Annotated in this window: 11 protein-coding genes; 5 read left to right on the forward strand and 6 right to left on the reverse strand. The window is 73.1% G+C overall.

The window, feature by feature from the left end:
* Position 1: 1 nt before the first annotated feature.
* The 3 genes from ACGFIK_RS08315 to ACGFIK_RS08325 all read right to left on the reverse strand — a co-directional run bounded on the left by ACGFIK_RS08315 (position 2) and on the right by ACGFIK_RS08325 (position 2,194).
* A complete protein-coding gene (locus tag ACGFIK_RS08315) occupies positions 2-958 on the reverse strand; it encodes an ROK family glucokinase (protein ID WP_327024784.1) in 957 nt (318 codons plus the stop codon).
* 61 nt (positions 959-1,019) lie between these two features.
* A complete protein-coding gene (locus tag ACGFIK_RS08320) occupies positions 1,020-1,697 on the reverse strand; it encodes a hypothetical protein (protein WP_327024783.1) in 678 nt (225 codons plus the stop codon).
* A 41-nt stretch (positions 1,698-1,738) separates the two neighbouring features.
* Positions 1,739-2,194 carry an SRPBCC family protein gene (locus ACGFIK_RS08325; RefSeq protein WP_327024782.1) on the reverse strand — a complete coding sequence of 152 codons (456 nt, stop codon included), beginning with the start codon at positions 2,192-2,194 and terminating at the stop codon, positions 1,739-1,741.
* Between the two features lie 147 nt (positions 2,195-2,341).
* Here ACGFIK_RS08325 and ACGFIK_RS08330 point away from each other — a divergent pair, with 147 nt between their 5' ends.
* From ACGFIK_RS08330 to ACGFIK_RS08350, 5 genes are all read left to right on the forward strand, one after another.
* Positions 2,342-4,141 (forward strand): AMP-dependent synthetase/ligase, encoded by a 1,800-nt coding sequence (locus ACGFIK_RS08330; RefSeq protein ID WP_327024781.1) that lies wholly within the window; start codon positions 2,342-2,344, stop codon positions 4,139-4,141.
* A 14-nt stretch (positions 4,142-4,155) separates the two neighbouring features.
* The gene (locus ACGFIK_RS08335; RefSeq protein WP_327024780.1) at positions 4,156-5,850 is read left to right on the forward strand and encodes a GAF domain-containing sensor histidine kinase; all 1,695 of its coding nucleotides are present in this window, start codon (positions 4,156-4,158) and stop codon (positions 5,848-5,850) included.
* 7 nt (positions 5,851-5,857) lie between these two features.
* Positions 5,858-6,526, forward strand: coding sequence for a response regulator transcription factor (locus tag ACGFIK_RS08340; protein ID WP_007072219.1), 669 nt, complete (start codon positions 5,858-5,860; stop codon positions 6,524-6,526).
* A 162-nt stretch (positions 6,527-6,688) separates the two neighbouring features.
* Positions 6,689-7,498 (forward strand): SAM-dependent methyltransferase, encoded by an 810-nt coding sequence (locus tag ACGFIK_RS08345; RefSeq protein WP_357531956.1) that lies wholly within the window; start codon positions 6,689-6,691, stop codon positions 7,496-7,498.
* Positions 7,491-9,230 (forward strand): bifunctional diguanylate cyclase/phosphodiesterase, encoded by a 1,740-nt coding sequence (locus tag ACGFIK_RS08350; RefSeq protein WP_357531957.1) that lies wholly within the window; start codon positions 7,491-7,493, stop codon positions 9,228-9,230. The genes ACGFIK_RS08345 and ACGFIK_RS08350 overlap by 8 nt, the downstream gene beginning before the upstream one ends.
* A 9-nt stretch (positions 9,231-9,239) precedes the next feature.
* Here ACGFIK_RS08350 and ACGFIK_RS08355 read toward each other — a convergent pair whose 3' ends face one another.
* From ACGFIK_RS08355 to ACGFIK_RS08365, 3 genes are all read right to left on the reverse strand, one after another.
* Positions 9,240-10,364 (reverse strand): glycosyltransferase family 4 protein, encoded by a 1,125-nt coding sequence (locus ACGFIK_RS08355; protein WP_327024777.1) that lies wholly within the window; start codon positions 10,362-10,364, stop codon positions 9,240-9,242.
* Entirely contained in the window at positions 10,364-11,620 is a 1,257-nt protein-coding gene (locus ACGFIK_RS08360; protein ID WP_327024776.1) for a M48 family metallopeptidase, read from the reverse strand. The genes ACGFIK_RS08355 and ACGFIK_RS08360 overlap by 1 nt, the downstream gene beginning before the upstream one ends.
* Before the next feature lie 155 nt (positions 11,621-11,775).
* Positions 11,776-13,293, reverse strand: a complete 1,518-nt coding sequence (locus ACGFIK_RS08365; protein WP_357531958.1) for an NYN domain-containing protein — start codon at positions 13,291-13,293, stop codon at positions 11,776-11,778.
* Positions 13,294-13,338: the final 45 nt, after the last annotated feature.

Here is a 13,338-nt window from a genome sequence, read left to right on the forward strand (position 1 = left end):
GTCAGATCCGCCGGGCCAGGTCGGCCGCGCCGATGACTCCGGCGGCGTTGCCCAGCTCGGCCGGGCGGATCTCGGCCACCGGCAGCCGGCTGCGCTGGGCCAGCGACTCGGTGTAGGACCGCCGGGTCGGGCCCATCAGCAGGTCACCGGCCTCGATGACGCCACCGCCGATGACGAGCACCTGGGGGTCGAGCATCTGGGCCATGTCCGCCAGGCTGGTGCCGAGCCAGCGCCCGACCTGGGCGAAGGCCTCCGTGGCGACCGGGTCACCGGCCTTGGCCGCGGCGGTCACCATCGGGCCGGTGATCGCCTCGGCCTCGCCGGCCGCCAGTTCCAGCAGCGCGGTCGCCCGCTGCGGTTCCTGTCGGGCCGCGGCCCGGGCGAAGCGGACCAGGGCGCTGCCGCTGGCGTACTGCTCGATGCAGCCGAGCCGACCGCAGCCGCACTGGTGCCCGTCCGGGACGGCGAGCATGTGGCCCAGTTCGGCGGCGATGCCGTTGGCGCCACGAACCAGGCCACCGCCGAGTACGATGCCGCCGCCGACCCCGGTGCCGATGGTGAACATGACCATCGAGTCCTCGGCCTGCCGGGCCGCGCCGTAGCGGAACTCCGCCCAGGCGGCCACGTTGCCGTCGTTCTCCACGATCACCGGCAACCCGACGGCCGCGCTGACGTACGCCCGCAACGGCTCGTCCCGCCAGGCCAGGTTGGGGGCGAACAGCACGGTAGAGCGGCTGGCGTCGATCCACCCGGCCGCCCCGATGCCGACCGCCTGGATGTCGTGCCCGGTGGCCAGTTCGGCGACCAGTTCGATGATGACGTCGCGGGTCTTGCCCACGTCGTCGGCGGGGGTGTCCCGTCGGGTCTGCACCAGCACCGTGCCGGTGTCGTCGACGACACCGCCGGCCACCTTCGTGCCACCCACGTCGACTCCGATGGTCAGCGTCACCGCTGCCACTCCCCTCTGCTGTGCCCCGCGCACACCTGCTCTGGGCCGGTGGTGCGGGTGGTCCCTGAAGTCAGGCGTCGTCGCCTGGTGCGCCCTGCTGCTCGGCGCCGGTGGGCACCGCGGCGTCCGAGGACACGACCCGGCCGTCGCCGTCCGGGGTCCGTGAGGTGGGCACCACCGGGCGGCCGACCTCCGGCGTCGGGCCTGCGGCGTCCGCGACCGGCCCGGCGGCGTCGACGGGCGGGACGGCCGGGACGGCGCCCTCCTCCGCCCGGGTAGCGGCGGTCCAGACGTCCCGATCCGGTGCCGGCTGAGAATCATGCCCGGTACGGGTCGCCTCGCGCCACACGTGGTCACCATCGGCGCCGGTGCCCGGTTCGTGATAGGGGTCCTCGGGGGTCTCGGTGGGGGCGAAGGCCCGCAGGAAGCTGGCCAGGCCGGCGGCCAGGTCACCGGCACCGGTGGCCAACCGCTCCGCGAATTCCGGACTCGGATCACGCAACGCGGCGATTCCTCGGCAGACGGGGCAGACACAGCATTCCGCCGTACCGGTGGCGAAACCCGCCCCGGTGGCCTGGTCGGAGGAGTCCGACGGGCCGTTGTGACCGAGGACACTGGTCACCATCCCGCCCAGGGCGCCCAGGGGTCCCCCACCGGGGCTGGCGGCGGCCAACCGCGCGCTGGCCAGCAGAGTGGCGACCAGCCGCTCCGCCTCCTGCCGGGCCGAACCCGGATCCGTTGCACCCATCGTGGGCTCCTCTGCCGTGAGCGACCGCGCCGCCGGACGCCTCAGTGCGCCGAGCCAGATGCTTCTACCCGGCGCTTGAGCTGCTTCAACGCGGCATCCATGATCATTTTCTCGGCCTTGCGCCGAAACATCCCCAGCATCCCGACCGCGAGTTCCACCTCCAGGGTGTAGGTCACGGTGGTGCTGCCGTCGGCGTTGCCGACCAGGTCGTACGAGCCGCGCTGGAGCTTCTGCATCTTCGACGGCGCCACCAGGTGCCACTCGATGCGGGACAGGTCCTCGGCGTAGGCGTACTCCAGCACGTACTCGTCGGCCATCACCCCGGCGTCTAGGACGAAGCGGACCTGGCTGGCGTAACCGTCCTCGTACTCCTCGATGACCTCCGCCTGCCGTACCGCGTCGGTCCAGCGGGGATAGCTCGGGAAGTCGCAGATGACCGCCGCCACCTGATCCGGTGACGCGCCGATGATGATCGACTGGGTGGAGGAGTCCGCCATGGGGGGAGGCTACCGCCCCGACCGGGCGGTCGCGCCGCGCCGCCCCACCTGCGATGTGCCGGCCGAGGGTGGGCCAGGTAGGTTTCGGAATGAGCAGACCCGCCGGTGGCGCCCCCGACCGGCCAGTGCAAGCACGAGGGAGTGCAGGTGCGCGAGTTCTCCGTCCCGCCGATCGTCACCGTCGGCGATTCGGCCAACCTCACCGATCCCGTCTGGGACAACGCCGAGGTGGCGCCGGACGCGGTGCAGTTCCTCCGCCGTGACTCCAACGGGGCCCTGGTGGAGGTCACCTGCCGCCAGTTCCGCGACGAGGTGATCGCGGTCGCCCGCGGCCTGGTCGCCACCGGCGTCAAGCCCGGCGACCGGGTGGCGCTGATGAGCCGCACCCGCTACGAGTGGACCCTCGTCGACTACGCCATCTGGGCCGCCGGCGCGGTGACCGTGCCGGTCTACGAGACCTCCAGCGCCGAACAGGCCGCCTGGATCCTGGCCGACTCCGGCGCGGTGGCCGCCGTGGTGGAGACCACCGCCCACGCCACCCTGCTGGCCGGGGTCCGGGACCGGACCCCGGAGCTGGCCAACACCTGGCAGATCGACCTCGGCGGGGTCGACGACCTGATCAGGGCGGGCGCGACGGTGGAACCCGCCGAGATCGACCGACGGCGGGCCGAACTGCGCTCCTCCGCCTTGGCCACGATCATCTACACCAGCGGCACCACCGGTCGGCCCAAGGGCTGCGTGCTGACCCACCGCAACATGTACACCGACATCGCCAACGCGGTGCCGGTGCTGCCGAACCTGTTCGGCCCGAACGCCTCCACCCTGCTCTTCCTGCCGTTGGCGCACGCCTTCGCCCGGCTCATCCAGATCGGTGTGGTGCAGGCCCGGGCCACCATGGCGCACTGCCCGGACGCCAAGAACCTGGTCGCTGATCTCCAGGAGATCAAGCCGACCTTCGTGCTCTCCGTGCCCCGGGTCTTCGAGAAGGTCTACAACGGCGCCAAGCAGAAGGCCGAGGCCGCCGGCAAGGGCAAGATCTTCGCGCGGGCCGAGGCGGTCGCCATCGCCTACAGCGAGGCGCTGGAGACCTCGGCCGGGCCCGGCCTGGCGCTGCGGGTCCAGCACGCCCTCTTCGACAAGCTGGTCTACGGCAAGCTGCGGGCCGCCCTCGGCGGGCGCTGCCGCGACGCGATGTCCGGTGGGGCCCCGCTCGGTGCCCGGCTAGGGCACTTCTTCCGGGGTGTCGGAGTGACCGTCTACGAGGGGTACGGGCTCACCGAGACCTCCCCGGCCGCCTCGGCGAACCTGCCGGGCTTCACCCGCATCGGTACGGTCGGTCGGCCGCTGCCCGGGGTGACCATCCGGATCGCCGACGACGGCGAGGTCCTCATCGCCGGTGACATCGTCTTCCAGGGGTACTGGCGCAACCAGGAGGCCACCGCCGAGGCGATCAGCTCCGACGGCTGGTTCGCCACCGGCGACCTCGGTCAGCTCGACGGCGACGGCTTCCTGACCATCACCGGCCGGAAGAAGGAGATCATCGTGACGGCCGGCGGCAAGAACGTCGCCCCGGCCATGCTGGAGGACCAGGTGCGGGCGCACCAACTGGTCAGCCAGTGCGTCGTGGTGGGCGACCGGCAGCCGTTCATCGCCGCCCTGATCACCCTGGACGAGGAGGCGCTACCGGCCTGGTTGGCCTCGGTCGGCCTGCCCGCCGACACCAGCGCCGAGAAGCTGCGCGAGCACGAGGGGCTGCGCGCGGAGATCCAGGGCGCGGTGGACCTGGCCAACCAGTCCGTCTCCAAGGCCGAGGCGATCAAGGTGTTCCGGATCCTGCCCCAGGACTTCACCGAGGCCACCGGCGAGCTGACCCCCTCGCTGAAGGTGAAGCGTCAGGTCGTACACAAGACGTACGCGGCGGAAATCGCGGACATCTACCGCGGCTGACTACGATCCGTCACGTGTCCGCCTCGACAACCGCCCTGGCCCGTTCCCATCCGCTCGCCTCGGCGACCCGGGTGGTCGTGCTCGCACTGGTCGCCGTCCTGACCCTGCTGGCCACCCGTGACCTGACCCAGCTCTGGTGGATCGTGCTGCTGGCGGTCGCCGGCATGCCGGCCTCGCTGGCCCCCGAGCACTGGCTGATCGGGCCGATCAGCCGGACGGCGGAGGTGGTGGTGCTGGGCCTGGCGGCGAGCCAGGTGGCGGCGGTGGCCACCATCGGGGGGCACATCGACGGGCTGGGGGCCTCCGCGGTGCTGCCGTACCTGGCGGTGCCGGTGACGGTCACCGCGTTGCGGCGCCGCTTCCGCGAGGGGGCCCTGCTGATCGCCACCCTGGCGGGCACCCTGCTGATCACCGGCGGGCTGACCCTGGTCGGCGGGGTCCGGCAGCTGACCCAGACCGGTTACCTCGTGGTCTGCGCCCAGTGGCTGATCCTGGCCGTGCTCGGCCTCTACGCGGCACAGACCCTGCACCGGGTGATGCAGCTGCGACACGACGCCAAACCCCAGCCGTACGCCGAGGCGACCCGGCTGCTGACCCAGCTGCGTACGGTCGCCCGCCAACTGCCCGGCGCGACCCTGGACCCCGGGGGGATATCCGAGCACCTCCTCGAGGAGCTGCGCACGGTGGCCCGTACCGACCGGGGGGCAGTGCTGTCCGCCAGCGGCGGGGGGCGGCTGGTGGTGCTGGCCCAGATCGGCGCGGACCGGGTCGACTGGGAGACCACCCTGGACGCGGACTCCGCCATCGCCGACGCCTGGGCCAGTCAGCAGCCGCAGACCGCGGCCCGGTCCCAGTCCCGGTCCCACCGGGGCGGGGAGGTCTCCGCGCTGATCGTGCCGCTGGTCGCCGGGGTCCGTACGGTCGGTCTGGTGGTGTTGGAGGCCGACGCCGGCCACGCCTACCCGCCCTCGGTGACCGCCGAGGTGACCGGGCTGACCGGCCCGGCGGCGCTGCGCCTGGAAGCCGCCCTGCTCTTCGACGAGGTGCGGTCGCTGGCCACCAACGAGGAGCGGCAGCGCCTGGCCCGGGAGATCCACGACGGGGTGGCCCAGGAGCTGGTGATGGTCGGCTACGGCATCGACAACGCCCTGGCCACCGTGCACGAGGACACCGAGGAGACCGCCGAGAGCCTGCGCACCCTGCGGCAGGAGGTCACCCGGGTCATCACCGAGCTGCGGTTGAGCCTGTTCGAGCTGCGCAGTGAGGTGGACCGGCACGGGGGCCTGGCCGCCGCCATCGCCGAGTACGCCCGCACGGTCGGCGCCTCCGGCGGGCTGCGGGTGCACCTGTCCCTCGACGAGTCCACCGCCCGGCTGCCCGCCGCCACCGAGGCCGAGTTGCTGCGCATCGCCCAGGAGGCGGTGACCAACGCCCGCAAGCACGCCGGTGCCGCCAACCTCTGGGTCACCTGCGAGGTGGACCCCCCGTACGCCCAGATCGAAGTGTCGGATGACGGTCACGGCATAGGTGACCAACGTTCCGACGGGCACTATGGGCTTGCGATCATGGCCGAGAGAGCGGAACGTATCCGGGGCCGGTTGGAGATTCGACCACGTCAGCCCAGCGGGACGACCGTGGCGGTGGTGGTCGGCTCGTCGCCCCGGCGCGATAACCTTCGCGGTAGCGCCGCCGCAGCAGAAGGGGAGTAACCCGAGGATGACCACAAGTCCGACACCGGCTACCCGTACCAAGGTCCTCCTTGTCGACGACCACGACTTGATCCGGAAAGGCCTGCGGCACGCCTTCGAGCGCGACCGGCAGTTCGAGGTCGTGGGTGAGGCTGCGACCGCGGCGGAGGGGGTACGGCAGGCCGGCGCGTTGCAGCCGGATGTGGTGATCATGGACCTGCGGCTGCCCGACGGCAGCGGCCTGGAGGCCACCCGGGCGCTGCGCAAGTCCAGCGCCTCGATGGGCATCGTCGTGCTCACCATGTACGCCGGCGACGACCAGCTCTTCGGCGCCCTGGAGGCCGGGGCCAGCGCCTTCGTGCCGAAGACCGCGCCGGCCGACGAGGTGGTCGCCGCCGCCCGGCACGCCGCCTCCTCCCCCAGCGCCTTCACCGCCGCCGACCTGGCCGAGGCGATGAAGCGTCGACTGGCCCCCTCCGGCCCGCAGCTGTCGCCGCGCGAGGGTCAGGTGCTGCGGCTGCTGGCCGACGGCATGAGCGTCGCCGGCATCGCCAAGCAGTTGTTCGTCAGCGAGTCGACCGCCAAGACCCACATCTCCAAGCTCTACGAGAAGCTCGGCGCGGCCAACCGGGCCCAGGCCCTGATGACCGCCCTGCGGCTCGGTCTGCTGGAGGCCCCGGACGCGCCCAAGTTCTAGGTAACCCAGAGTGCACGGATGATCCGTGTCCGCCACTGTGCGGGCACGGATCATCTGTATCGACCGCCATCTTGCGACACACTATGGTTTCGGTGACGAAAGTGGGGCAGAATCCCCGCCTGGGCACTGATGCCCGACATGGTGCGCGGAGGAGACAGCAGGATGCAGCGGCCGGACTGGGCGCCCGAGACGATCGATGTCGAGCGGCCCAGCGTCGCTCGGATGTACGACTACTACCTCGGCGGTTCGCACAACTTCGCGGTGGACCGGGCGGCGGCCCAGGCCATGGTGGCCGCGGTGCCGGAGGCCCCGCTGATGGCCCAGGCCAACCGCGCCTTCCTGCGTAGGGCCGTGCAGTTCCTCACCGAGGCCGGCGTCCGGCAGTTCCTGGACATCGGTTCGGGCATCCCCACCGCCGGCAACGTGCACGAGATCGCCCAGCGGCACGCCCCCGACTCCCGGGTGGTCTATGTCGACGTCGACCCGGTGGCGGTGGCCCACAGCCGGGAGATCCTGGCCGGCAACGAGGGTGCGACCGTGATCCAGGAGGATCTGCGCCACCCCGAGCGCATCCTCGGCCACCCCGAGATCCGCGCCCTGCTCGACTTCTCCCAGCCGGTCGCCGTACTGGTCGTGGCGGTGCTGCACTTCGTCGGCGACCAGGACCGGCCGTCCGAGCTGCTGGCCACCCTGCGGGCGGCGCTGGCGCCGGGCAGCTACCTGGTGCTCTCCCAGGCCAGCGACGACGGCCGCAGCGAGGCCGAACGGGCCGAGGCGCAGAAGGTCTACCAGCGCACCGACAACCCCCTGTGGGTACGCAGCCGGGCCGAGCTGACGGCCTTCTTCGAGGGGTTCGACCTGGTGGAGCCCGGGGTGGTGTGGGTGCCGCAGTGGCGTCCGGAGACCCCGGACAGCGTCGAGGACGCCGAGCGGGCGGTCTTCCTCGGTGGGGTCGGGCGGCTCGGTGGCTGAGCCGGCGGACGACCTCGCCCGGGTGGGGGTGTTCGCTCGGGCCTGGGCCAAGGCGCTGACGGGCACCAGCTACTTTCCGCTGACCCACGCCCAACTGGAGACGCTGTTGCAGCGGCTCACCGATCAACTGGCCGAGGCGCTGCGAAGCGAACCGCTGGACCTGCGCGCCGGGCATCGGGTGGCCGCCGAACTGGTCGCCGCGCACATCGGCTCCGCCGAGGCCCTGGGTCGTACCGTCGAGGTGATCCAGCTCCGGCTGGTCCGCGACCTGGACCTGGTCACCGACGACATCGCCGACCGGATGGCCCGGCTGATCGCGGCGATCGCCACCGGCTACGCCCGGGCGCTGCGCGACCGGACCCTGGACGAGCAGGAGGCGATCCGGCGGGCCGCGCAGACCGCCCGCGCCGAGGCGGAGCGGGCGCTGCGGGCCAGCGAGGCCCGCTTCCGGCACCAGGCCACCCATGACCCCCTCACCGACCTGCCCAACCGGACGCTGTTCGCCGACCGGCTGGCCGCGGTCTGCGCCGGGCATCCCGCCGGTGACCAGCGGGTCGGGCTGTGCTTCCTGGACATCGACCGGTTCAAGCGCATCAACGACTCCTACGGCCACCAGATCGGTGACCGGGCCCTGGTGGCGGCCGCGCACCGGCTCAGCCGCGCCGTGGAACCCCACCTGGTGGCCCGCCTCGGCGGGGACGCCTTCATGATCCTGGTGGAACGCTCCACCGGCACCGGGGACGTGGTGGCCGTCGCCGAGTCCGCCCTGGCGGCGATGGCGGAGCCGGCGCTGGTCGGCGGGCATGACATCACGGTCACCGCCAGCGTCGGGGTGGTGGAGCGGCGGGTGGCCGGCACCACCCCGGACGACCTGCTGCGGGCGGCCGGCAGCACCCTCCAGTGGGCCAAGCACGCCGGTGGCGCGGGATGGGCCCTGTACGACGCCGAACGCGACGGCCGGGAACAGGCCCGGCAGGCGTTGAGCGCCGCCATCCCCGGCGGGCTGGAACGCGGCGAGTTCTACCTCGACTATCAGCCGCTGACCTCCTTGCAGGACGGTTCGATGCTCGGGGTCGAGGCGCTGGTGCGCTGGCGGCACCCGCAGTTGGGGGTGCTGCGTCCGGACCGCTTCATCGGGTTGGCCGAGGAGACCGGCCTGATCGTGCCGCTGGGCTCCTGGGTGCTCGCCGAGGCCTGCCGGGAGGCGGTCGGCTGGTCGGCCAGGACCGGGGAACCCCCGTACGTCAGCGTCAACCTGGCGGTGCGTCAGGTCCGCCAGGTTGACCTGGTGCAGGAGGTGTGCGGTCTGCTGCAACGCACCGGCCTGCCACCGGACCGGCTCCAGTTGGAGATCACCGAGAGCATGATGATGAGCAGCGCCGAGCAGCCGGTGCGGGCCCTGCGGGCCCTGGCCGACCTCGGGGTCCGAATCGCCATCGACGACTTCGGCACCGGTTACAGCAACCTGGCGTACCTGCGGGATCTGCCGGTGACCGAGTTGAAGGTGGCCGGGGAGTTCGTCCGGGGGCTGCGCGCACCGGAGGCCCCGGACGAACGGATCCTGGCCTCACTGGTCTCCCTGGCCCACGCCCTGGACCTGACGGTGACCGCGGAGGGGGTGGAGACCGTGGGGCAGGCCGAACGGCTGCGCGCGATCGGCTGCGACGCGGGTCAGGGCTGGCACTTCGGCCGCCCCGCCCCCGCCGAACACATCCTCGCCCGCCTCCGCTGAGGCAGACCGTCAGCCGTGCAACAGGGCGCTCAGGCGTTCGGCCTGGGTCTCCCAGCGCCACTCGCGTTCCACCCAGGCCCTACCGGCCGCGCCGAGGGTACGGGCCAGGTCCCGGTCGGCCAGCAGGGTGCCCACCCGGTCGGCGAGTTCGCTGAGATCCCGACCGTTGACGACATAGCCGGTCTCCCCCTGCCGCACCGCGTCCGGCGCGCCCCCGGAGTCACCGGCCACCACGGGCAGGCCGGTAGCCGACGCCTCCAGGTAGACGATGCCGAGCCCTTCCACGTCCAGCCCCCGGTTGCGGGTCCGGCAGGGCATGGCGTACACGTCACCGGCGGCGTAGTGGGCGGGCAGTTCGGCCGCCGGCACCGAGCCGGTGAAGACCACCTCCCGCTCCACCCCGACCTGGCGGGCCAGCCGGGTGAGGGTCGCCCGGTACGGGCCGCCACCGACCACCAGCAGGGCCGCGTCGGGCACCCGGCGGCGGATCAGCGGCATGGCCCGGATCAGCATGTCCTGACCCTTGCGGGGCACCAGCCGCGAGACACAGACCACCACCGGCCGGTCGGCCAGCCCCAGCCGGTGTCGTACCCCGGAGCCGTCGACCCCCGGGTGGTACAGCTCGGTGTCCACCCCGGGGGCCAGCCGCCGCAGCTCGGTCACCCCGTCCAGGGCCCGGGCCAGCCGGGTGCGGGTGTACTCCCCCAGGTAGGTGACCACGTCGGTGCCCCGGCCGATGCGCCGCAGGGCGGTCCGGGCCAGCGGCAGGGCCGCCCAACCCGCCTCGTGCCCGTGGGTCAGGGCGACCACCCGGCGTACCCCGGCCCGGCGGCGCAGCCCAGCGGCCAGCAGGCCCAGCGGAGCGGCCGCACCGAACCAGACCTTGTCGCAGTCGTACTCCCGGGCCAGCCGGGCCGCCCGGCGGGCCACCAGCGGAGTCGGCAGCAGCACCTTGGTGCGCTCCCGGATCACCTCGAAGGGCTGGTCGGCGTCGAACTTGTCGGCCCCCGGCCAACTCGACGCGTACACCACCACCGAGTCTGTCGGCTGGCGTACCGCCAGGTTGTGCACGAACGACTGGATGCCGCCGGGTCGGGGCGGGAAGTCGTTCGTGACCAGCAACGTGCGACCCATCAACCGGCCTTTCTGGCGTACGCGCGGGCGGCGGCGATCCGCTCCACGGTGGAGGGGTGGGAGGCCGAGTAGAGGTACTCCCAGCGGGGTGGATCCGGGTCGGAGAGGTTGATCGAGGACAGCCGTCGCTGCATCGACTCGTAGGCGGCCGGGTCACCGGTGAGAGCCAGGGCGTGCGCGTCGGCGCGGGCCTCGATCCGCCGCGACATCAGGGCCTGCACCGGGGTGAAGACCAGCCCGGCGACCGTGACCAGGGCCAGCAGCAACCCGAAGGCGCGGGGTTCGGCGATCGAGTCGACCCCGGCCAGGCGCAGCAGGGGCGGCCAGGAACCGATCAGGTAGAGCGCCACCACGGCGGCTGCGGCACCTAGGGCGCCGGTGAGGGTGCCGATGGGCACGTCCTGGTCCTTGGCGTGCCCGAGTTCGTGGGCCACCACGGCGGTCACCTCGGCATCGGTGCCCTCCCGCAGCAGGGTGTCGTAGACCACGACCCGGCGGGTCGGGCCGTACCCGGACACGTAGGCGTTCACCGCCCGGGTACGCCGGGAGGCGTCCGCCACCAGCACGTCGCGCACCGGCACCCCGTCGCGGGCGGCCAGGTCCATCAGCTGGGTACGCAGCGGGCCCGGCTCCATCGGGCTGAACCGGTTGAACACCGGCTCCACCAGCACCGGCAGGACGAAGGAGAGCAGCGCCACCAGGGTCGCCGCCCCGGCCGCCCCGAAGGCCCACCACCAGCGGGGGGCCAGTCGCACGATGGTGTAGAAGCCGAGCAGGGCCACCGCGCCGATGACGGCACTGACCGCGTACGACTTGAGCAGGTCGACGGCCCAGCCACCCCAGCCGTTGGTGGCCAGTCCGTACCGGCTGAGCACACTGTGCCGCCAGGCGGACAACGGCAGGGTCACCAGGTCGGCCACGAGCACCACGGCCAGCCCGCCGAGGATCGCCTGGGCGGTCCAGTGGTCGCCGAAGGGGCGCCCGGCCAACTCGATCAGGCGGCTGCCCAGCGGGGTCAGCCCCAGCAGGAGGGCCACCAGCAGCCCCAGGCCCAGCGCCGTCCAACTGCCGGGGCGCAGGGCGGAGCGGAACTGCCGGGCCCGTTCCACCTGGTCGGCGGGGAGTTCCCGGAGGGCGGCCAACTGGTCGGCGCGGGGGGCCGGTGGGCGGTTCCACGGGATCAGCACCAGGGCCGCCACCAGCAGGGCCAGGCCGAGACCGGCGAGGGTGAGCACCGCCCAGCCGCGCGGGCTCACCGGGGCACCCCGCCCGGTCGGGGCGTTCCGGCGCAGCGACCGGTTTGGGACCGGCCGTCCGTTGTGCGCCTCATTCCGTCGCTCCTGTCGCCGTGGGACGCCAATCCTATTGCCCGCCCCGCTCCCTCCCCACGTGAGTGGTTCACAGGGTTCGATCAGGACCGGGACAGGCGACGCAGCAGCGAGTCCGCGCCCAGGGGGTAGGCGCCGTGTCGGCGTACCCCGTCGGCTACCTCGCGGTCGGAGGAGACCACCACCACCGCGCGACCCGGCGGCTCGGCCCGGACCAGCCGGCGGATCAGCTCGTCGGCGGTCTCCCCCTTGCGGGAGAAGAGCACCCGCACCCCCCGTGGGGTGGGGGGCAGCCCGTGCATCCGCTCGGCGCCGTCGAAGACGACCGTGACCTCGTCACCGGTCTGGGCGGCGATCCCACCCAGGCCGGTGATCAGCCGCTTGCGCTGCTGTTCCAGGGACATCTCCCCGAAGCCCCGTTTGGTGACGTTGTAGCCGTCGACCACCAGGTGGGCGCGGGGCAGGGCGAGCAGCTGATCCAGCCGGGCCGGGTCGTCCGTGTCCCGGGCCCGGGTGGCGGCCCCGGTGGGGGTGGCCGTCGAGGAGTCCGCGAAGGAGTCCGCGACGAAGTCGGCCGGCAGCTTCTCCACCGGGTCCAGCGCCAACTCCCGGCGCAGCCCTACGGCGGCCTGAGAGATGGTCTCCAGCAGCAACCACAGGCGGGCGTCGTCGACCGACCGGGCCTCCTTGGCGCTGGCCCGGGCCACCCCGGCCGCCGCCTCGGCCTCGGCCAGCCGGGCCCGGGCCCGGCGCAACTCGGCGTCCGCGTCCGTGGCGGCCCGGGCGGCCCGGCCCCGCTCCGTGGCCAGCAGTTCGTTCGCCTTGCGTTCGCGGGCCTGACTCTCCCGCAGCGTACGGGCCAACTGGCGGGACTCCTCGCGCAGTTGGCCCAGTTCCTCGCGGACCCGGGCCAGTTCGTCGCGCAGCTTGTCGGCCTCCACCCGGGCCACCGCGCGGTCGTGTTCGGCCCGGGTCGCCCGCTGCTCGGCCTGGCGGACCAGTTCGGCCACCACGGCGGTGTCCGCCTCGGCGCGTACGGCCGCACCGCTGGCCTCGATCAACCGCCGCCATCCGCGGGGCCGGGCCAGGTAGGCCAGGGCGGCCACCTCCACGGGGTCGGCGGCGGCCGGGGCGGTCCCCTCGACGACGGCGGCGCCCAGGTCACCGGCGTCGGCCAGCACCCGGGCGGTGACCCGCTGCCGCAGCAGGGGGTCGGCGGCGAGTTGGGCGGCGATCACGGAGGCGCCCAGGCGGGCCCGCCGGTTGGGGGCGAACTTGGCCACCCGACGCAGCGGAACCGGCACCTCGTCGGCCGGCATGCCCGGCAGCACGGCCGCGGTGAGGGAGACGATCCGCTGCCGCACCGGCTCCGGCAGGATCGGCTCCGGCTCCAGGGTCTGTTCCGCCTCCCCGTCAGCGCCTGCCTCGGCTGGCTCCGCGCCGGGGGTGTCGGCGGGGTCGCCATCGGTGGTGGTCTCCGTGTGGGGCGGCTGCGCCGGGTCGACGACGGCGGGGCTCTCAGCGCCGTCACCGGCAGCCGGCATCGAGACGACCTGCTCCTCCCGAGGGAGGTTGTCGTCGTGCGGCTCGGTGAGGGGCATGTGGCAAGTCTCCCACCGCGACCGGGCCCACCGCCCGGTGAGTGA

Origin of the sequence: Micromonospora sp. NPDC048871 (assembly GCF_043198155.1) — a bacterium.
Lineage (GTDB): Bacteria > Actinomycetota > Actinomycetes > Mycobacteriales > Micromonosporaceae > Micromonospora.